19 protein-coding genes are annotated in these 17,649 nt (G+C 69.3%); 6 read left to right on the forward strand and 13 right to left on the reverse strand.

The window, feature by feature from the left end:
* The first annotated feature begins 42 nt into the window (after positions 1 to 42).
* Positions 43 to 1,575, forward strand: a complete 1,533-nt coding sequence (glpK, locus tag V1351_RS10140) for a glycerol kinase GlpK (protein ID WP_338748028.1) — start codon at positions 43 to 45, stop codon at positions 1,573 to 1,575.
* Positions 1,576 to 1,600: 25 nt separating this feature from the next.
* Here glpK and V1351_RS10145 read toward each other — a convergent pair whose 3' ends face one another.
* Together V1351_RS10145 and V1351_RS10150 are read right to left on the reverse strand one after the other, a co-directional pair.
* Positions 1,601 to 2,170 carry a dienelactone hydrolase family protein gene (locus V1351_RS10145; protein WP_338748029.1) on the reverse strand — a complete coding sequence of 190 codons (570 nt, stop codon included), beginning with the start codon at positions 2,168 to 2,170 and terminating at the stop codon, positions 1,601 to 1,603.
* Positions 2,131 to 2,625 (reverse strand): hypothetical protein, encoded by a 495-nt coding sequence (locus tag V1351_RS10150; RefSeq protein WP_338748030.1) that lies wholly within the window; start codon positions 2,623 to 2,625, stop codon positions 2,131 to 2,133. The genes V1351_RS10145 and V1351_RS10150 overlap by 40 nt, the downstream gene beginning before the upstream one ends.
* Before the next feature lie 98 nt (positions 2,626 to 2,723).
* Here V1351_RS10150 and V1351_RS10155 point away from each other — a divergent pair, with 98 nt between their 5' ends.
* Positions 2,724 to 3,344, forward strand: a complete 621-nt coding sequence (locus V1351_RS10155; RefSeq protein ID WP_338748031.1) for a class I SAM-dependent methyltransferase — start codon at positions 2,724 to 2,726, stop codon at positions 3,342 to 3,344.
* Here V1351_RS10155 and V1351_RS10160 read toward each other — a convergent pair.
* From V1351_RS10160 to miaB, 6 genes are all read right to left on the reverse strand, one after another.
* On the reverse strand, positions 3,322 to 4,206 hold the full coding sequence (locus tag V1351_RS10160; protein WP_338748032.1) for a hypothetical protein: 885 nt from the start codon (positions 4,204 to 4,206) through the stop codon (positions 3,322 to 3,324). The two genes, V1351_RS10155 and V1351_RS10160, sit on opposite strands and share 23 nt — an antisense overlap.
* A gap of 1 nt (position 4,207) precedes the next feature.
* On the reverse strand, positions 4,208 to 5,077 hold the full coding sequence (gene dapF / locus V1351_RS10165) for a diaminopimelate epimerase (RefSeq protein WP_338748033.1): 870 nt from the start codon (positions 5,075 to 5,077) through the stop codon (positions 4,208 to 4,210).
* A complete protein-coding gene (miaA, locus tag V1351_RS10170) occupies positions 5,074 to 6,012 on the reverse strand; it encodes a tRNA (adenosine(37)-N6)-dimethylallyltransferase MiaA (RefSeq protein WP_338748034.1) in 939 nt (312 codons plus the stop codon). The genes dapF and miaA overlap by 4 nt, the downstream gene beginning before the upstream one ends.
* The gene (gene def, locus V1351_RS10175; protein WP_338748035.1) at positions 6,009 to 6,605 is read right to left on the reverse strand and encodes a peptide deformylase; all 597 of its coding nucleotides are present in this window, start codon (positions 6,603 to 6,605) and stop codon (positions 6,009 to 6,011) included. Before def ends, miaA begins: the two co-directional genes overlap by 4 nt.
* Positions 6,606 to 6,693: 88 nt before the next feature.
* The gene (locus tag V1351_RS10180) at positions 6,694 to 7,254 is read right to left on the reverse strand and encodes a YceI family protein (RefSeq protein WP_338748036.1); all 561 of its coding nucleotides are present in this window, start codon (positions 7,252 to 7,254) and stop codon (positions 6,694 to 6,696) included.
* Between the two features lie 205 nt (positions 7,255 to 7,459).
* Positions 7,460 to 8,998: a tRNA (N6-isopentenyl adenosine(37)-C2)-methylthiotransferase MiaB gene (gene miaB, locus V1351_RS10185; protein ID WP_338748037.1), complete on the reverse strand. Its 1,539-nt coding sequence runs from the start codon at positions 8,996 to 8,998 to the stop codon at positions 7,460 to 7,462.
* Between the two features lie 157 nt (positions 8,999 to 9,155).
* On the opposite strand from miaB, the gene V1351_RS10190 reads away from it, so the two are divergent.
* The 4 genes from V1351_RS10190 (at position 9,156) to V1351_RS10205 (ending at position 12,415) form a co-directional block, all read left to right on the forward strand.
* Positions 9,156 to 9,908 (forward strand): amino acid ABC transporter ATP-binding protein, encoded by a 753-nt coding sequence (locus V1351_RS10190; protein WP_338752513.1) that lies wholly within the window; start codon positions 9,156 to 9,158, stop codon positions 9,906 to 9,908.
* 62 nt (positions 9,909 to 9,970) lie between these two features.
* Complete coding sequence (locus tag V1351_RS10195) at positions 9,971 to 10,849, forward strand: glutamate ABC transporter substrate-binding protein (protein ID WP_338748038.1); 879 nt, start codon at positions 9,971 to 9,973, stop codon at positions 10,847 to 10,849.
* A gap of 85 nt (positions 10,850 to 10,934) precedes the next feature.
* Positions 10,935 to 11,588 carry an amino acid ABC transporter permease gene (locus V1351_RS10200; RefSeq protein WP_338748039.1) on the forward strand — a complete coding sequence of 218 codons (654 nt, stop codon included), beginning with the start codon at positions 10,935 to 10,937 and terminating at the stop codon, positions 11,586 to 11,588.
* Positions 11,585 to 12,415, forward strand: a complete 831-nt coding sequence (locus V1351_RS10205) for an amino acid ABC transporter permease (protein ID WP_338748040.1) — start codon at positions 11,585 to 11,587, stop codon at positions 12,413 to 12,415. The genes V1351_RS10200 and V1351_RS10205 overlap by 4 nt, the downstream gene beginning before the upstream one ends.
* Positions 12,416 to 12,447: 32 nt before the next feature.
* Here the strand turns inward: V1351_RS10205 and V1351_RS10210 are convergent, their stop codons facing one another.
* From V1351_RS10210 to recA, 5 genes are all read right to left on the reverse strand, one after another.
* Complete coding sequence (locus tag V1351_RS10210) at positions 12,448 to 13,296, reverse strand: transglutaminase family protein (RefSeq protein WP_338748041.1); 849 nt, start codon at positions 13,294 to 13,296, stop codon at positions 12,448 to 12,450.
* Positions 13,293 to 14,216 carry an alpha-E domain-containing protein gene (locus V1351_RS10215; protein WP_422388970.1) on the reverse strand — a complete coding sequence of 308 codons (924 nt, stop codon included), beginning with the start codon at positions 14,214 to 14,216 and terminating at the stop codon, positions 13,293 to 13,295. Before V1351_RS10215 ends, V1351_RS10210 begins: the two co-directional genes overlap by 4 nt.
* On the reverse strand, positions 14,213 to 15,706 hold the full coding sequence (locus V1351_RS10220; RefSeq protein WP_338752516.1) for a circularly permuted type 2 ATP-grasp protein: 1,494 nt from the start codon (positions 15,704 to 15,706) through the stop codon (positions 14,213 to 14,215). Before V1351_RS10220 ends, V1351_RS10215 begins: the two co-directional genes overlap by 4 nt.
* 93 nt (positions 15,707 to 15,799) lie before the next feature.
* Positions 15,800 to 16,441, reverse strand: coding sequence for a regulatory protein RecX (locus V1351_RS10225; RefSeq protein WP_338748042.1), 642 nt, complete (start codon positions 16,439 to 16,441; stop codon positions 15,800 to 15,802).
* Between the two features lie 7 nt (positions 16,442 to 16,448).
* The gene (gene recA / locus V1351_RS10230; RefSeq protein WP_338748043.1) at positions 16,449 to 17,522 is read right to left on the reverse strand and encodes a recombinase RecA; all 1,074 of its coding nucleotides are present in this window, start codon (positions 17,520 to 17,522) and stop codon (positions 16,449 to 16,451) included.
* Positions 17,523 to 17,649: the final 127 nt, after the last annotated feature.

Raw genomic sequence — 17,649 nt, forward strand, 5'->3', positions numbered from 1 at the left:
CGATTCGGCCGGCTCGCGATGGTGACCTGCGAAGATGCCGACATGAGCACCTCCACGTCATACGTGCTGGCCATCGACCAGGGCACCACGAGCACCCGCGCCATCGTCTTCGCCCGGGACGGCTCGGTGGTCGCGACCGACCAGATCGAGCACGAGCAGATCTTCCCCCGCGCCGGGTGGGTGGAGCACGACGCGCTGGAGATCTGGGAGAACACCCGCCGGGTCATCGGCGGGGCGCTCGGCAAGGGGAATCTCAACTCGGGCCACATCGAGTCCGTGGGGATCACCAACCAACGCGAGACGACGGTGGTGTGGGAGAAGGCCACCGGACAGCCGATCCACAATGCGGTCGTCTGGCAGGACACCCGGACACAGTCGCTCGTGGACTCACTGGCTCGTGATGGTGGGACCGAGCGCTTCAGGAAGGTCAGCGGGCTGCCGCTCGCGACGTACTTCGCCGGACCGAAGATCGCGTGGATCCTCGACCACGTCGACGGTGCCCGGGAACGGGCCGAGGCCGGGGAGCTGCTCGCAGGGACCATGGACACGTGGGTGCTGTGGAACCTCACCGGTGGGGCGGAGAACGAGGGCGTGCACGTCACCGACGTCACCAATGCGTCCCGGACCATGCTGATGGACCTGCGCACGCTTGCCTGGGACGAGGACATCTGCGAGGCCATCGGCGTGCCGATGCAGCTGCTGCCGCAGATCCGGTCGTCATCGGAGGTCTACGGGGACTGCCAGCCGGGTGTGCTCAACGGGACGCCCATCGCGGGAATCCTCGGCGACCAGCACGCGGCGACCTTCGGACAGGCCTGTCTGGAGCCGGGGACGGCGAAGAACACCTATGGCACGGGCAACTTCATGCTGCTCAACACCGGGACCGAGATCGTCAGCAGCGACAACGGCCTGCTGACGACGGTCTGCTACAAGCTCGGCGACGCCGACGCGGTCTACGCCCTCGAGGGGTCGATCGCGGTGACCGGCTCGCTCGTGCAGTGGTTGCGCGACAACCTCGGGCTGATCAACTCCTCTCCGGAGGTCGAGTCACTGGCCACGAGCGTGGACGACAACGGCGGGGTGTACTTCGTGCCCGCCTTCTCCGGGCTCTTCGCGCCACACTGGCGCCCGGACGCGCGGGGCGCGATCGTCGGACTGACGCGGTTCGCGAACAAGGGGCACATCGCCCGAGCCGCTCTGGAGTCGACCGCCTACCAGACCCGCGACGTGCTCGACGCGATGCAGGGGGACGCAGAGCGGGCCGGTGGGCGACTGACGGAGCTGAAGGTCGACGGCGGAATGGTCGCCAACGAGACGCTCATGCAGTTCCAGGCGGACATCCTGGGGGTGGACGTGGTGCGGCCGAAGATCTCCGAGACCACCGCTCTCGGGGCGGCCTATGCCGCGGGGCTCGCAGTCGGGTACTGGGAGTCGACCGACGAGATCGCGGCGAACTGGCAGGAAGACGTGCGCTGGAGCCCGCAGATGGACACCGACGAGGTGGAGCGGCTGATGCGCAACTGGACCAAGGCGATCACCAAGACCCTCGACTGGGTCGACGACGACGTGGTCTGAGGGCGAAGTCAGCGGGCCGGGTTCGTCACACAGAAGCGAGGAAGGCCTGCACCCGCTCCATGAGCAGCGCGGCCGCCTCCGGGTCGTGGGCGTCGAGCGATGAGTCCGCGAAGAGGTGCTGGTCGCCGGGGTAGGTGAACAGCTCGGCCGTGGGGGAGGACTCAACGAGCTCTCGTGCCGCCGGCAGGTCCTCCTCGAAGAACTCGTCACCCTCGGTGCCGTGGATCTGCACCGGCACCCCCTGCGGCCAGGACTCCCCGAACTCGCAGACCGGCACGCAGGAGTACATGAGCAGCGCTCCACGAGCGCCGGGACGGGTCTGTGCGAGCCGTTGGGCGATCATCACGCCGAAGGAGAACCCGGCGTAGACGAGATCCGACCCCAGCTCCCCGGCCGCAGCGGCGCCACGCTCCCGGATCGCCTCGAAGCCGGCGTCGCGCGCGAACCCGAAGCCCTCCTCGATGCCGGCGAAGGTGCGCCCGTCGAAGAGGTCGGGTGTGTGCACCGTGTGCCCTGCCCGACGCAGCTCGTCCGCGAACGCCCTCACTCCCTCGGTCAGGCCCTGGATGTGGTGGTAGAGCAGAACTTCGGCCATGTCAGGGACTCCTGGATCGGTGGTGGATCATGCTGCGGACAAGCGCTCGTCGTGGATCTCGAGAGCGGACTCGTCATCGTCCACCGCTGCTCGGCCATGGCCGAGCACCGGCCGACCGCGTCACGCAAGCGAAGCAGTGGGCGCAGCACGCCGGGCACGGCACCCCACCACGGGATCTCGACCTCGTCCGCCAGGGCATCGCAGCCACCCGACCAATCAGCGCTCGCACCCACCCCGGGCACGACCGGGTCCTCGCGCATGCCGAGTGCGACCTCGACCGGCTGCACCTGCCCCTCGTCACGACCCGACAACCGCGCCAACGACGCGCAGCAGGTCGGCCTCGGACACGCCGTCGACCGCTGCGCGCTCTGCGCCTCGAGGAGGTCATCGAGCCGGCCCAGCAGCCAGGCGGCACCCTTGGTCTCGGGTGCTGCCTCTACCGCCTGCCCGGTCATCACGCCTCCTGTGGCGTTCATTGTCGAACGTCTGTTCGAACAAATCAAGAGGTCGCAGGGAAGGATCTGTTGACCGACAACCGGCCTACAGTGTCCCCGTGACCGAGCCGACCGACCACTACTTCACGGACAGCCCCGCAGCGACCGACTCCGAGCGCCGCCAGCTGCACACCCATCTCGCCGGGCAGGACGTGACCGTGGAGACCGCTGGCAAGGTCTTCTCCCCCGGCGCCCTCGACCGGGCGACGGCGATCCTGCTCGACGAGGTGCCCGAGCCCCCTTCGTCCGGGGACCTGCTCGACCTCGGCTGCGGTTGGGGGCCGGTCGCCCTCACCCTGGCCATGCGCTCGCCCGAGGCGACCGTCTGGGCCGTCGACGTCACCGAGCGCGCCCTCGATCTCACCCGTCGCAACGCGCAGGCCCTCGGCCTCGACAACGTCCGCACCGCGCGACCGGACGAGGCCCCGGCCGACCTGACCTTCGCCGCCATCTGGTCCAACCCCCCGATCCGCATCGGCAAGCCCGCCGTCCACGACGTGCTGCGCAGGTGGCTGCCCCGGCTGGCGACGGGGGCAGACGCCCACCTGGTCATCGGCAAGAACCTCGGCGCCGACACCTTCCAGCGCTGGATCACCACCGAGCTCGGCCTGCCGACCGAGCGGGTCACGACAAGCAAGGGTTTCCGCGTGCTGCGGGTCAGTCGCCCCGCGGCGGGTTGACCGTGTCGCCCTCGTAGGTCAGGTCGTCCTCCTCGCCGACCTCGAAGGCCTCGAACCGCTCGTCGCCGAGAACGGCATCGACCAGCGAGCGGCTCCCCGCCACGATCGTGCTGTCCCAGTCGATCTCGCTCGCCACGACCCACGAGCGATCGGCCGGCCAGAGCAGCTGCGGGCTGGTCCCGGACCACCCCGGCTGCACTCCGATCCGGGCGCGCTCCGGCCAGGTCCGGTCGGCCAGCTCGTCGATCGACGTGGCGAAGAGGACCATCTTCCGGTCCGGCCACTCCAACCACGGACCCCCGGCAGCCACTGCGCGGATCTCCGGCGCGGCTCGCCGGTGGCTGCCGCCCACCTCGTTGCGCCACATCCGCCGAGCGAGCCAACCCCGCAGTCCACTGCCCTCCTCGACGTACGCGGACCATCTGTGGCCGCGCACCTCTCCCCAGCCGTTCCAGATCCCGGCCACGAGGTCGTGGGGTGTGGCCGTCGCCAACCCCAGGTGCTCGGTCAGGGCCGCCAGCAGGTCGAGGTCGAAGTACCCCTCCTGCGTCTGACCGACCCGCCAGCCGTCCGGGAAGTCCACGCCCTGGTGGAGGTCCGCCAACCGGTTGAACTGCACGAGCGGATGCATCGTCAGGTCCTGCCGCACCGCCACCTGCGACCAGCGCCATCGGGTCTCCTGCAGCACCGGGTGCAACCCCCACTCGTTCGCGACGGTGAGGTCCTCCAGCCACGCCGGGACGGGGTGCAGGACCCGTGCGTACGACTCGAAGCCCGTGCCGGCCACCCCACCGACCCGGGCCCCGTCACCCACCCGACCGAGCAGCCAGTCCCCGGACTCGACGTGCGTCAGCAGTTCCACGTCACACCAGCTCCGTCGTCCCGTCGGCCACGAGCTCGGCCGGCCCGGCCAGCTCCACCTCACGTCCGGGCAACAACCGCACCTGCAGCGTGCCGCCGGGCACCTCGACCGTCACCTGCCCGGCCGCATCGGCGTCACCGGTCCAGAACGCCATACCGATCGCGGCGGCGCAGACCCCGGTCCCGCAGGAGCGGGTCTCCCCCACCCCGCGCTCGTGCACGCGCATCGAGATGTGCCCCGGACCGAGCACGCGCACGAACTCGACGTTGCTCCCCTCCGGCGGCGTCGGGTTGACCACGGGTGGTGTGCGCAGCCGAAGACCGTTGAGCGAGACCGTCTCCGGCAACGCGACGACGGTGTGCGGATTGCCCAGGTCGAGCGAGAGCGCCGAGTACGGCTCGGTGACCGCCTCGGCCTCCTCGACGTGGACGAGCGCGTCGAAGCCGTCGGCGTGCGCGCTCGCCTCGTCGACGAAGCGCCACGTGCCCATGTGGGTGACGACGTGGTGGCCCTCGAACCGGATCCGCTTCGCCCCGGCCCTCGTGGCGATCGAGAACTCGTCCCCGACGAGCCCCTCCCGCCGCAGCCAGGTCGCGAGGACCCGGGTGCCGTTGCCGCACATCTGCGCACGTGATCCGTCGGCGTTGCGGTAGTCCATGAACCACTCGGCCTCGCCGGCCAGCGCCCGCACCGACTCCTCCGCGGCATCGGCGGTCGGCACGATCCGGATCACCCCGTCGCCACCGATGCCGGCGTGCCGGTTCGCCAGCAGGGCGACCTGCTCGGGAGTGAGCTCGAGCTCGGCGGACAGGTCGGGGACGAGGACGAAGTCGTTCTCGGTGCCGTGGCCCTTGGTGAAGCGCAGCGTCATGGGGTCCATTCTGACCGATGGTGGTGAGTCGGTCGTCGTGCACGGGCGGTGGCCGCCTCCGCCAGACCCGGATCCGCGGCGTCGAACCACTCGACCCGGTGGTCGGGGCGCCACCACGACTCCTGCCGCCGGGCGTAGCGTCGCGTCGCCTGCGCGGTCTGCGCGATCGCCTCCTCGCGGGTGGTCCGCCCGTCGATCTCGGCCAGCGCCTGCGAGTAGCCGATGGCCTGCGAGGCCGTGCGTCCGTCCCGCAGACCGGCAGCGTCGAGCGCGGCCACCTCGTCGAGCAGACCGTCGTCCCACATCGCCCGGGCACGGCGCTCGATCCGCGTGGTCAACGCGTCCCAGTCGTCGCGCAACCCGATGACCAACGAAGGGCGCCGGTACCGCTTCGTCGGTGCCGTTGCCGAGAAGGGCCGGCCGGTGATCTCCACGACCTCCAGCGCCCGGATGATCCGGCGCACGTTGTTCGGCTCGATCGCTTCGGCAGCGGACGGGTCCACGGACCGCAGCCGGTCACGCAGGGCCGCCACGCCCTCTTCGTCCTGCGCCTCGGCCTCGAGACGCGCCCGGACGGTCGGATCCGTCGGCGGGATCCGAAGGTGGTCCATCGCCGCGCGCACGTACAGGCCCGATCCTCCGGCCAGAACCGGCACGAGCCCACGGTCGAGGACGTCCGCGATGGCCGCCTCGGCACGGACCTGGTAGTCGGCCAGAGTCGACTCCTCGGTGACGTCGAGGACGTCGAGGACGTGGTGCGGGATGCCGCGTCGCTGCTCGGGAGGCAGCTTGTTGGTGCCGATGTCCATGCCCCGGTAGAGCTGCATGGCATCGGCATTGACCACCTCGCCGCCGAGTGCTTCGGCGAGGTCGAGCGCCAGGTCGGACTTGCCCGTGGCCGTGGCGCCGACGACGGCGATGACCTGCGCGATCACAGGCTCTCGTCGGACTCCTCGCCGTGGCCGAAGGGGTCCGGGTCGTCGCCGGGCAGCCAGGTCAGCCCGGGCACACCCCACTCCTCGGCACGCACCACCTTCTTCGCCTTCTTCTTCCACTTCTCGTTCAGCCGGTCGATGTAGAGGAAGCCGTTGAGGTGGTCGTACTCGTGCTGCATGCACCGCGCGAACCACCCGGTCGCGGTGAAGGCGATCTCGTTGCCGTCCACGTCGTAGCCGGTGACCTCGGCCCGCTCACCCCGGCGAAGGGGGAAGGAGTACCCGGGCACGGACAGGCAGCCCTCGGACTCGTGGTCGCGGTCGGGCTCCCCCACGGCCGGCTTGGTGGGCTTGACGTACGGGTTGATGAGGTGGCCGAGCGTCGGCACCCCGTCCTCGTTGTCCATGTTCCACGTGAACAAGCGCAGGCCGACCCCGATCTGGGGGGCGGCCAGGCCGACGCCGTGGGCGGCCTCCTGGGTGGCGTACATGTCCTGGACGAGGGTGCGCAACGAGTCGTCGTACTCGGTGATCGGCTCCGCTCGGGTGTGCAGGACCGGCTCACCGCAGATGGTGATCGGGTGGATGGTCATGAGCGGTATCTTCCCGCACCGCCCGCCCACGACGAAGCCGGGGCCGGCCCAGGGGTGCCGGCCCCGGCTTCGCGGGGGAGGTCGAGGCTCAGGCCTTGATGGCCGAGATCTCGACGTTGAGGGTGATCTTCTTCGACACGAGGACGCCACCGGTCTCCAGGGCGGCGTTCCAGCTCAGACCCCAGTCCTCACGGTCGACCGACGTGACGGCGGTGAAGCCGGCCCGGACGTTGCCGAACGGGTCCTGCGCCGTGCCGTCGTAGGTGGACTGGAGGGCGACCTCCTTGGTGACACCCTTGATGGTCAGGTCACCGACGAGGTCGAAGTTGCTGCCGTCGACGTCCTGGACGCGCTTGGCGACGAAGCTGATCTCCGGGTACTTCTCGACGTCGAAGAAGTCCTCCGACTTCAGGTGGCCGTCACGGTCCGCGGAGCCGGTGTCGACGGACGCGGTCTTCATCGTGGCGTTGGCCGTCGAGTCGGCGAAGTTCTCGGCGACCTCGATGGTGCCCTCGAGGTCACGGAAGTAGCCCCGGACCTTGGTGACCATCGCGTGGCGGGCGACGAAGCCGACCTCGGTGTGGCTCGGGTCGATCGTGTAGGTGCCTGCGGCGAGGTCCTGGAAGGTGCTGGTGGTGGTCTCGGTCATGGGGGAACTCCTTGTGGGGGATCGTGACGGAGGCGGTTGGCCTGTCGTTGTGAGTACGACACTAGTGGAACCCTTATTGAAATGTCAACTACTCCCCCTCGCGGATGCCGTGCGGCCCTCCGGTTGGGACCGGGACATGACGAAGGGGGTGGGTCACCTCGGCGGTGACCCACCCCCTTCGTCGTGGTCGGGTGGAGCGCTGCGGCTACGCGCCGCAGGCGGGCTCGCTGGCCGCGACGGACTCGGGCGCACCGATGCGCGGCATCCCGAGCGAGACGCTCGGCTTGGCGACGGCGCCCTCGGCGCCCTTGTCCTGCAGTGCCGCCCAGGCGTCGCCGCCCCTGGTCCGGCGCACGGAGAAGGCGCCACCCTCGAGCGCGGAGTCGGCGACGAGGTGGTGTGGAGCGCCGTAGGTGACCCCGACGGTGACCATGTCGCCCGGACGTGGGCGCTCGGCCTCGGGCAGCGCCTCCGGCAGGGCGAAGTGCACGAGTCGGTTGTCCCGGGCGCGACCACTCAGCCGTGCGGTCTGGCTGTCCTTGCGTCCCTCCCCCGTCGCGACGAGGACCTCGAGCTCGCGCCCCTGCAGCGCGCGGTTGCCGGCCCCGGAGATCTCCTCCTGCGCCGCGAGGAGGCGCTCGTAGCGCTCCTGGACGACCTCCTTGGGGACCTGGTCGGCCATCGTCGCCGCCGGGGTCCCCGGGCGGATCGAGTACTGGAAGGTGAACGCTGACGAGAAGCGCGACTCGCGCACCACCCGCAGGGTGTCCTCGAAGTCCTCCTCGGTCTCCCCCGGGAAGCCGACGATGATGTCGGTCGTGATCGCCGCGTCCGGGATCTGCTCGCGCACGCGCTCGAGGATGCCGAGGAACTTCGCCGAGCGGTAGCTGCGGCGCATCGCCTTCAGCACCCGGTCCGAGCCGGACTGCAACGGCATGTGCAGGCTCGGCATGACGTTGGGCGTGGCGGCCATCGCGTCGATGACGTCGTCGGTGAAGGCAGCCGGGTGCGGGCTGGTGAAGCGCACCCGCTCCAGCCCCTCGATCTCGCCGCAGGAGCGCAGCAACTTGCCGAAGGCGTACCTGTCACCGAACTCCACGCCGTAGCTGTTGACGTTCTGCCCCAGGAGGGTGACCTCGACGACGCCCTGGGCGACCAGCGCCTCGAGCTCGGCGAGGATCTCGCCCGGGCGGCGGTCCTTCTCCTTGCCGCGCAGGGCGGGCACGATGCAGAAGGTGCACGTGTTGTTGCAGCCCACCGAGATCGACGTCCAGCCCGAGTAGGCGGAGTCACGGCGGGTCGGCAGCGTCGAGGGGAAGGTCTCCAGGGACTCGAGGATCTCGACCTGCGCCTCCTCGTTGTGTCGCGCGCGGTCGAGCAGCGCCGGCAGGGAGCCGATGTTGTGGGTACCGAAGACGACATCGACCCACGGCGCCTTCTCCACGATCGTCGCGCGGTCCTTTTGTGCCATGCAACCGCCGACGGCGATCTGCAGGTCGGGGTTGCGCTGCTTCAGCGGGCGCAGCATGCCGAGGTTGCCGTAGAGCTTGTTGTCGGCGTTCTCCCGCACCGCGCAGGTGTTGAAGACGACGACGTCGGCGACCTCGCCGCGCTCCTGCTCGGGCAGGCTGGCGATGTCGGTGTACCCGGCGGTCTCGAGGAGACCGGCGAGACGTTCGGAGTCGTGGACGTTCATCTGGCACCCGTGGGTGCGCACATCGTAGGTCTTGGGCGTTGCAGTCATGGCAGATCAAGGGTACGTCGGGCGAAGGGGGCGACCACACCCCCTTCGGCAGAAGGGGGCTGAAGGAAAAGGATTCATCACGAAGACCCGGCAGCACCCCACGGGTGTGCTGCGTCAGGTTAGGTTTGCCCGCATGACCGTCACCTCTCCCGAGAGCATGACCGCTGCCCGAGGCCAACCCCTCGTGGTACTCGACGACGTGCAGAAGTGGTTCGGGGAGCTGCACGTCCTGCAGGACATCAACCTGACGATCAAGCGCGGCGAGGTCGTCGTCGTCATCGGCCCGTCGGGGTCGGGCAAGTCCACCCTGTGCCGCACGATCAACCGCCTCGAGCCGGTCGACGCCGGCACCATCTCCCTCGACGGCAAGGAGCTGCCCGAGGAGGGCAAGGCGCTCGCCCGGCTACGGGCCGAGGTCGGGATGGTCTTCCAGGGCTTCAACCTCTTCGCCCACAAGACGATCCTGCAGAACGTCACCCTGGGGCCGATCCAGGTCCTCGGGCAGGACAAGGCCACCGCGAACGAGCGCGCCCGTTCGCTGCTCACCCGCGTCGGCATCGCCGAGCAGGCCGACAAGTACCCGGCCCAGCTGTCCGGCGGTCAGCAGCAACGCGTCGCCATCGCCCGGGCGCTGGCGATGGATCCCAAGGTGATGCTCTTCGACGAGCCGACCTCCGCGCTGGACCCGGAGATGATCAAGGAGGTCCTCGACGTCATGGTCGACCTGGCACAGCAGGGCATGACCATGGTCGTCGTCACCCACGAGATGGGCTTCGCCCGCACCGCCGGTGACCGGGTCGTCTTCATGGCCGACGGCCGCATCGCGGAGGAGAACACGCCGACCGAGTTCTTCACCAACCCCCAGTCCGATCGCGCCAAGGACTTCCTCGGCAAGATCCTCGAGCACTGAGACACCGACCACCACAAGGCCGCACGGCTCGAGCACCGAGCCCGGAGGGAAAGAGGACACCCATGGCACTGCAGAAGACCAAGGCCTTCGCGACGATGGCCGCCCTGACGCTGACGTTGGCCGCCTGCGGCGGCGGGGGCGACAGCGATGTTGCCGTCGAGGACAGCCCGGACTTCGACTCGGGCACGACCATGGCCGAGCTCGCCGACGCCGGGAAGATCACCGTCGGCGTGAAGTTCGACCAGCCCGGGATCGGGTTCATGCCACCCGGCGCAGACGTCCCCGAGGGCTTCGACATCGAGATGGCCAAGATCGTGGCCGGCAAGCTCGGCATCGCACCGGAGGACATCACCTGGAAGGAGACGGTCTCCGACAACCGTGAGCCCTTCCTGCAGAACGGCACGGTCGACATCGTCGTCGCGTCGTACTCGATCACCGACGACCGCCGGGAAGTGGTCGGCCAGGCCGGCCCCTACTACGTGACCGGTCAACAGCTGCTCGTGCGCGAGGAGGACAAGGAGAAGATCGCCGGTCCCGATGACCTCGAGGGCGTCAAGACCTGCTCGGTGACCGGTTCGACGTCGATCGAGACGGTGGAGGAGAAGTTCGGGGCCAAGCCCGTTCCCTTCGACACCTACTCCGCCTGCGTGACCCAGCTGCAGAACGGCTCGGTCGACGCGGTCACCACCGACGGCGCGATCCTGCTCGGCTACGCGGCCGACGCACCCGACGAGCTCGAGGTCGTCGGTGACGCCTTCAGCGAGGAGCGCTACGGCATCGGCTTCAAGAAGGGTGACGCCGACATGTGCGAGTTCCTCACCACGACGATGAGTGACTCCTTCGACGACGGGGCGTACGACGAGGCCTTCCAGAGCACGCTCGGCCAGGCCGACGTCGACACGCCGGAGCCCCCGGCACTGGACGAGGGTTGCAAGGCCTGACCGATCGGTGGCGCGCCCCGGGTCATCCTGACCCGGGGCGCGCCACCACCGTCGCACCACGACCCCGGGACATGAGAGGACGCCTGTGGGCCCCGACTACCTGAGCGAGCTGGCCACCAGCCTCGCTGACGGCTTCCTGGTCACCCTCCAGCTGATCGGGTGGACGCTGCTGTTCTCGACCATCCTCGGCACCCTGCTCGGGGCGATGCGCGTCTCCCCCATCGCGCCGCTGCGCTTCGTCGGCACGAGCTATGTCAACATCTTCCGCAACACCCCGCTCGTCGTGGTCTTCCTCTTCGTCGTCGTCGGGTTGCCCGGTGTCGGGATCGGCCCGAGCTTCTTCTGGCGCGCGGTGATCTCGTTGTCGCTGTACACCGCGGCCTTCGTCTGCGAGTGCATCCGCTCCGGGGTCAACACCGTCGATCCCGGGCAGGCCGAGGCCGCCCGGTCGATCGGGATGGGTTTCGGTGCCTCCCTGCGGCACGTCGTCCTTCCCCAGGCCTTCCGCGCGATCATCCCGCCACTGGTCAGCGTCTACATCGCGATGGCCAAGAACACCTCCGTCGCCTACGCCTTCGGCATCACCGAGGCGACCTACCAGCTGAAGGCACTCATCGAGGACTTCCCCGGGTCGTTGTGGTTCAACTTCGCCGGGATCGTCGCCGGCTACATCCTCATCGTCGCCGTTCTCTCGGCGATCGCGAGCGGCTTCGAGCGTCGGACGGCGGTGGCCCGATGAGCACCGTCCTCTTCGACAACCCGGGTCCCGTGACCCGTGCCCGTCATCGCGTCTACACCGGCGTGGCTCTGCTGGCCTTCGGAGTGCTCCTCGGTTTCGCCCTCTGGCAGCTGTGGTCGACGGAGCAGATCACCCCGGACAAGTGGGAGGCCTTCACCGAGCCGCACATCATCCAGGCGCTCTTCGAGGGGCTGCTCGACACGCTGTCGGCTGCGGCCCTGGCCATCACTCTCGCCGTCACCTTCGGCGCCGTCTTCGCCACCGGACGACTGTCCGACCGGGCGTGGGTGCGCTGGCCGAGTTGGCTGGTCGTTGAGTTCTTCCGGGCCGTCCCGCTGCTGCTGCTCATCCTGGTGATCTTCCTCGGCTTCTCCTCACTCGGGCCCTACTGGTCGCTCGTCCTCGGCCTGATGCTCTACAACGGCTCGGTGCTCGCGGAGATCTTCCGCGCCGGCGTGCAGGCCGTCCCCAAGGGGCAGAGCGAGGCCGCCTACGCCATCGGGATGACGAAGTCCCAGGTCCTCGCGCAGATCCTCGCCCCCCAAGCAGTTCGGTCGATGCTGCCGGCGATCATCAGCCAGTGCATCGTCGCCCTGAAGGACACCGCCCTGGGTTACGTGATCGGCGCATCCGGCATTCTCAAGGTGGGGAAGCAGATCTACATCTCACCCTTGTACAACAACCCGTTCGCGACCGCAGTCGTGCTGGCTGTCGTCTTCATCATCGTCAACTACAGCCTCTCGAGGCTCGCGGTGTACGCGGAGCACAAGATGAGTCAACGAGGGGCGACGACCGTCGAGAACGTCGAGTCCACCACTGGTGCGTGAGTCGACAGACCATCCCCCCGTCCGGCGAGTGGTCAGCCCACGCGGGTGAAGGTGATCTCGAGGTCGAGCTCCTCCAGCGGGGGCCCGACGAACATGCCGCGGAAGGGCGAGACGTCGTCGTAGTCCCGGCCACGACCGAGGACGACGTGGTCGAGGCCCACGGAGCCGGGGTTGGTCGGGTCGATCGGGTGCCAGTCCCCGTCCCACACCTCGACCCAGGCGTGGTTGCGGGCGACGGCGCTCGTCCCCCGCGGGATCTCCCCGGGGTCATCGGTGACGTAGCCGCTGACGTACCGGGCCGGGATGCCGATGGAGCGCAGGCCGCCGAGAGTGATGTGGGCGAAGTCCTGGCAGACGCCGCGACGCGTCCCCCACACGTCGGCCGCCGTCGCCTGCCACCCGGTGATCCCCGGCTCGTAGGTGAGCGCCGAGTGGACCCGGTCGGCCAGCGCGAGGGCCGCTGCCTGCGGGGTGCGTTCGTCGGCGACCTGCGCGGCGAGCGCGGCCACCTCCTGCGGAGGTGCGGTGCGTGAGGTCTGCGCGAGGAACTCGCTGAGTCGGTCCTGGGTGTCCGCGGAGCGCACCACCTCCCAGCCGGTGTCCGGCGCCTCCACCGCCACCTCGGACCGCTCGACGAGGCTGATCGCCTCGATCTCGAGCACGTCGTGCGGGGACTGGGCCTCCATGGCCATGACCTGGGTGCCCCAGTGGTCCTCGTAGACGGTGCTCCATGTCAGGGGACGCACCCGGACCCGGGCCTCGAGGGTCGCTTGGCCCGGCTCGTCGACCGGGGTCATCCGCAGCTCGTTGTGCGAGGTGGCGACCTCTCCCTCGTAGCGCATCGTCGTGTGATGGACGATGCGGTAACGCCTGGTGCTCATACGATCTCTCCCGTCCACTCCTGGACCGGCGCCGACATGAAGTAGCGCGCGCCGACCGCATCCGAGGCCGCCCGGACCGCCTCCTGGACCTCCTGCATCCGCTCCGGCAGGTCGCGCAGGACCGCCTCCGGATTGCTGAACTCGAGCGACGTCCGGATGTGCCCGAGGAGGCGGCGGGCCTCATCGGAGAAACCGACCCGGTCCTTGTCCGGGGAGAGCACGATCAGCCGGTCCTCCGCCTCCTTCAGCGCTGCGATGACCGAGCGGGGGAAGCGTCGGTCGAGGGTGAGGAAGGCGGCGGCGGCGCGATCGCTGACCACACCTCGCATCGTGCGCATCATGGCCTGCTGGGCACCGCAGCTGGCCAGCACCGAGCCCCAGCCGGGGCCGAAGTCGCTGGCCCCGGTGGCGACCAGGCGGGCGGTCATGTCCGCGCGCTCGAGAGCCCGCCCGAGGACGAGGAAGTCCCAGGCGTCGTCGTGGCTCATCGTCGTGTCCGCGAGGCCTCCGACGAGGGCGGCCCGCTCACGCACCCAGCCGAGGTGGTGCTGGGTCGCGCGGCCCGGTGTGAAGACGTTCCAGCGGTGGTAGGTCGTGTTGATCGTCTCCCACATCTCGGTGGAGACCGTCTCGCGGGCACGGCGGGCATTCTCCCTGGCCGAGTGCCATGACCCGGAGATCGCGTTGGGGTTGGCGGCATCGAAGACGAGCATCCGGCTGGTCCCCGTGTAGTCGACCTCGCCGACGTCGTCATAGCCCATGATCCCGCGCAGCACCATCGTGCAGGCGGTCTGCTCGTCGGTCGCGGGATCGTCGACCAGCTGCAGACGCAGCGTGTCGACGATCCGGGCAGTGCCGTCGGCGCGTTCGACGTACCGGCCGATCCAGAAGAGGGCGTCGGCGATCCGGCTGAGCATCATGACCGGTCCTCCTGGGTCGATCGGGCCTCGCTGGGCGCACCGGAGCCGAGGAAGATGACCTCGCCCTCGTCGGACTCCTGCGGTAGGCGGTTGTAGCGACCGGCGAGCACCCAGGTGTCCTTCGACCCGCCGCCCTGGCTGGAGTTGACGACCAGCTGTCCCTCGGGGAGGGCGACACGGGTCAGGCCACCGGGTAGCACCGAGACCTCCTCGCCGTCGTTGACCGCGAAGGGCCGCAGGTCCACGTGCCGTGGCCGCAGCGCTCCGTCGATCAGCGTCGGGACCGTGGACAGCTGGACGACCGGCTGTGCGATCCACCCGCGCGGGTCGTCGAGCAACTTCGAGCGCAGCTCGTCCAGTTCCCCCGGCGCAGCGTCGGGGCCGACGACCAGGCCCTTCCCACCGGAGCCGTCGACCGGCTTGACCACCATCTCGTCGAGGCGGCCGATCACGTCCTGCAGCGCCTCGGGCTCGTTGAGCCGGTAGGTGTCGACGTTCGCCAGGATCGGCTCCTCCTCGAGGTAGTACCGCGTCAGGGCCGGGATGTAGGAGTAGACGAGTTTGTCGTCGGCCACGCCGTTGCCGATCGCATTGGCCAGGGTGACCCGGCCGGCCCGGATCGCGGAGACCAGCCCCGTGACCCCGAGCATCGAGTCGCGGCGGAAGTGCACCGGGTCGAGGAAGTCGTCGTCGATGCGGCGGTAGATCACGTCGACCCGCTCCTCGCCGTGGGTCGTGCGCATCCGCACCTCTCCCCCGCGCACCACGAGGTCACGGCCCTCGACGAGCTCGACGCCCATCATCCGGGCGAGGAGCGTGTGCTCGAAGTAGGCGCTGTTGTAGACGCCGGGAGTGAGGACGACGACCGTCGGCTCGGCCGTCCCTTCGGGCGCCGAGGCCCGCAACGCCTGCAGGAGCATCCGCGGGTAGTCGTGCACCGGGCGGATGCGCATCGTCGCGAAGGCCTCGGGGAAGACGTTGGTCATCGCCCGACGGTTGGCGATGACGTAGGAGACCCCGGACGGGACCCGGACGTTGTCCTCGAGCACCCGGAAGGTGCCCTCCTCGTCCCGGATGAGGTCGATGCCGCTGACGTGGGCACGCACACCGTTCGGCGGCCGCAGGCCGGCGACGGCGCGGTGGTAGTGCGCCGAGGTGGCGATGAGCTTCCACGGGATGATCCCGTCCTCCACGGCTCGGGGCAGGCCGTGCGGACGTGAGTAGATGTCGTCGAGGAACGCCTCGAGAACCTTCACCCGCTGGGCGACTCCCCGCTCCACGGTCTGCCAGGCGTCGGCGTCGATGACCCGCGGCACGGCGTCGAGTGGGAAGGGTCGCTCCTCCCCGGCGTGGTCGAAGGTCACGCCCTGCTCGAAGAACGTCCGGGCGAGCGCGTCGGCACGCTCCTTCAGCGCCCCCGGCTCCATCGATCGCAGCGTGTGGTGGATCGGCTTGTACGGCGCACGGGGCTCGCCCGACCCGTCGAGCATCTCGTCCCAGGCAGCGCCGGGGACGTAGTCGCCGAAGAGGGAGTCGCGATCAGTCACGTGCCCACACTAACCGCGAGAATGCCTCCCGCGGCGTCAGTCGCGCTGGTGCTCCGGCTCGGCGTCGAGGGCCTCGTTGATGACCAGGCGGGAGATCTCCGGCCCGTACCCCTTGCGGGCGAGCATGCCGGCCAGGCGTCGTGTCTGGACGGACCGGTCGAGGCCGTGCATCGAGCGCACCTTCTTCTCGACCAGCTCGTGGGCGCGGGCACGTTCGTCTTCCGGATCGACGTCGTCGAGAACGGCCCGGGTGATCTCGTCGTCGATCCCCTTCGCGCGCAGCTCGTGTGACAGGGCGCGGCGTGCCAGGCCCCGGCCGGCCTGCTTGGACCGGACGAAGGTGCGTGCGTAGGCCTCGTCGTCGACCAGACCGACTTCTTCGTAGCGGTCGAGCACCTGCGTGGCGACGTCATCAGGGCACCCCTTGCGGCGCAGGGCCTTCTCCAGCTCCGCGCGTGACTTCGGCGCCCCGGTGAGCAGACGCAGAACCACGGCGCGGGCGACCGCGTACGGGTCGGCGTCCTCGTCCGCGGAGGTCGGATCTGCCGGGGGGGCCGAAGGGGGCGGGGACTCACCTCGCACCTCGAGGGACGTGGGTGCCTGCTCAATGGCGGAGACCGCCTCGCGCAGCTGGTCCAGCGTGCGCGGGGCGGTCCCGTGGTGGTCGTGATCGCTCATGATCCGCTCAGAAGTCGACCGGGATCTCGGCCGGTTCCTTGACCTCGTCCTCGGTGGGTACGACTCCGATACCGAGCTTGTTCTTGATCTTGGCCTCGATCTCGTCGGAGAGCTGCGGGTTGTCCTTGAGGAACTTGCGCGCGTTCTCCTTGCCCTGCCCCAGCTGATCGCCCTCGTAGGTGTACCAGGCACCGGCCTTGCGGACGAAGCCGTGCTCGACGCCCATGTCGATCAGACCACCCTCGCGGGAGATGCCCTGTCCGTAGAGGATGTCGAACTCGGCCTGCTTGAACGGCGGCGAGACCTTGTTCTTCACGACCTTGCACCGGGTGCGGTTGCCCACCGGGTCGGTGCCGTCCTTGAGCGTCTCGATGCGCCGGACGTCCAGGCGCACCGACGCGTAGAACTTCAGCGCCTTGCCACCTGTGGTCGTCTCGGGCGAGCCGAACATCACGCCGATCTTCTCGCGCAGCTGGTTGATGAAGATCGCCGTCGTGCCGGAGGTGTTGAGGGCGCCGGCGATCTTGCGCAGCGCCTGGCTCATCAGACGGGCCTGCAGACCGACGTGACTGTCACCCATCTCGCCCTCGATCTCGGCGCGGGGCACGAGCGCGGCGACGGAGTCGACGACGATGATGTCGAGCGCACCGGAACGGATGAGCATGTCGGCGATCTCCAGGGCCTGCTCACCGGTGTCCGGCTGGCTGACCAGGAGGGCGTCGGTGTCGACGCCGAGATTCTTCGCGTACTCCGGGTCGAGGGCGTGCTCGGCGTCGATGAAGGCCGCGATGCCGCCCGCCTTCTGCGCGTTGGCCACGGCGTGCAGCGCCACGGTCGTCTTACCGGAGGACTCGGGGCCGTAGATCTCGACGACACGGCCGCGGGGCAGACCACCGATACCGAGGGCGACGTCGAGGGAGATCGAGCCCGTCGGGATGGTCGCGATCGGGGGACGCACGTCATCGCCGAGGCGCATGACCGCACCCTTGCCGTGCGCCTTCTCGATCTGCCCCATGACGCTGTCGAGGGACTTGAGCTTCTGCTCGTGCTGCTTGCTGTCGATGGTCGTGACCTCAGCCATGCCACACCTTCCTTGTCATCGTGTCGGGCGCGCCCACCGGCGACCGGATCCACACTGTCGGACGTCTCGTGCTGTCTGGTCAGACGCTAGGAGCCACCACCGACAACGGTCCGCAGCTGCCGTGGGG

Origin of the sequence: Janibacter sp. A1S7 (assembly GCF_037198315.1) — a bacterium.
Taxonomy (GTDB): Bacteria; Actinomycetota; Actinomycetes; order Actinomycetales; family Dermatophilaceae; genus Janibacter; species Janibacter alittae.

What these genes read in the sequence shown, in the direction of transcription:
- glpK (WP_338748028.1), top strand. Translation starts at nt 43, where the DNA reads ATGAGCACCTCCACGTCATACGTGCTGGCCATCGACCAGGGCACCACG.
- V1351_RS10145 (WP_338748029.1), bottom strand. Translation starts at nt 2,170, where the DNA reads ATGGCCGAAGTTCTGCTCTACCACCACATCCAGGGCCTGACCGAGGGA.
- V1351_RS10150 (WP_338748030.1), bottom strand. Translation starts at nt 2,625, where the DNA reads ATGACCGGGCAGGCGGTAGAGGCAGCACCCGAGACCAAGGGTGCCGCC.
- dapF (WP_338748033.1), bottom strand. Translation starts at nt 5,077, where the DNA reads ATGACGCTGCGCTTCACCAAGGGCCACGGCACCGAGAACGACTTCGTC.
- def (WP_338748035.1), bottom strand. Translation starts at nt 6,605, where the DNA reads ATGACCATCCACCCGATCACCATCTGCGGTGAGCCGGTCCTGCACACC.
- V1351_RS10180 (WP_338748036.1), bottom strand. Translation starts at nt 7,254, where the DNA reads ATGACCGAGACCACCACCAGCACCTTCCAGGACCTCGCCGCAGGCACC.
- miaB (WP_338748037.1), bottom strand. Translation starts at nt 8,998, where the DNA reads ATGACTGCAACGCCCAAGACCTACGATGTGCGCACCCACGGGTGCCAG.
- V1351_RS10190 (WP_338752513.1), top strand. Translation starts at nt 9,156, where the DNA reads ATGACCGCTGCCCGAGGCCAACCCCTCGTGGTACTCGACGACGTGCAG.
- V1351_RS10195 (WP_338748038.1), top strand. Translation starts at nt 9,971, where the DNA reads ATGGCACTGCAGAAGACCAAGGCCTTCGCGACGATGGCCGCCCTGACG.
- V1351_RS10205 (WP_338748040.1), top strand. Translation starts at nt 11,585, where the DNA reads ATGAGCACCGTCCTCTTCGACAACCCGGGTCCCGTGACCCGTGCCCGT.
- V1351_RS10210 (WP_338748041.1), bottom strand. Translation starts at nt 13,296, where the DNA reads ATGAGCACCAGGCGTTACCGCATCGTCCATCACACGACGATGCGCTAC.
- V1351_RS10215 (WP_422388970.1), bottom strand. Translation starts at nt 14,216, where the DNA reads ATGATGCTCAGCCGGATCGCCGACGCCCTCTTCTGGATCGGCCGGTAC.
- V1351_RS10220 (WP_338752516.1), bottom strand. Translation starts at nt 15,706, where the DNA reads ATGCTCGACGGGTCGGGCGAGCCCCGTGCGCCGTACAAGCCGATCCAC.
- V1351_RS10225 (WP_338748042.1), bottom strand. Translation starts at nt 16,441, where the DNA reads ATGAGCGATCACGACCACCACGGGACCGCCCCGCGCACGCTGGACCAG.
- recA (WP_338748043.1), bottom strand. Translation starts at nt 17,522, where the DNA reads ATGGCTGAGGTCACGACCATCGACAGCAAGCAGCACGAGCAGAAGCTC.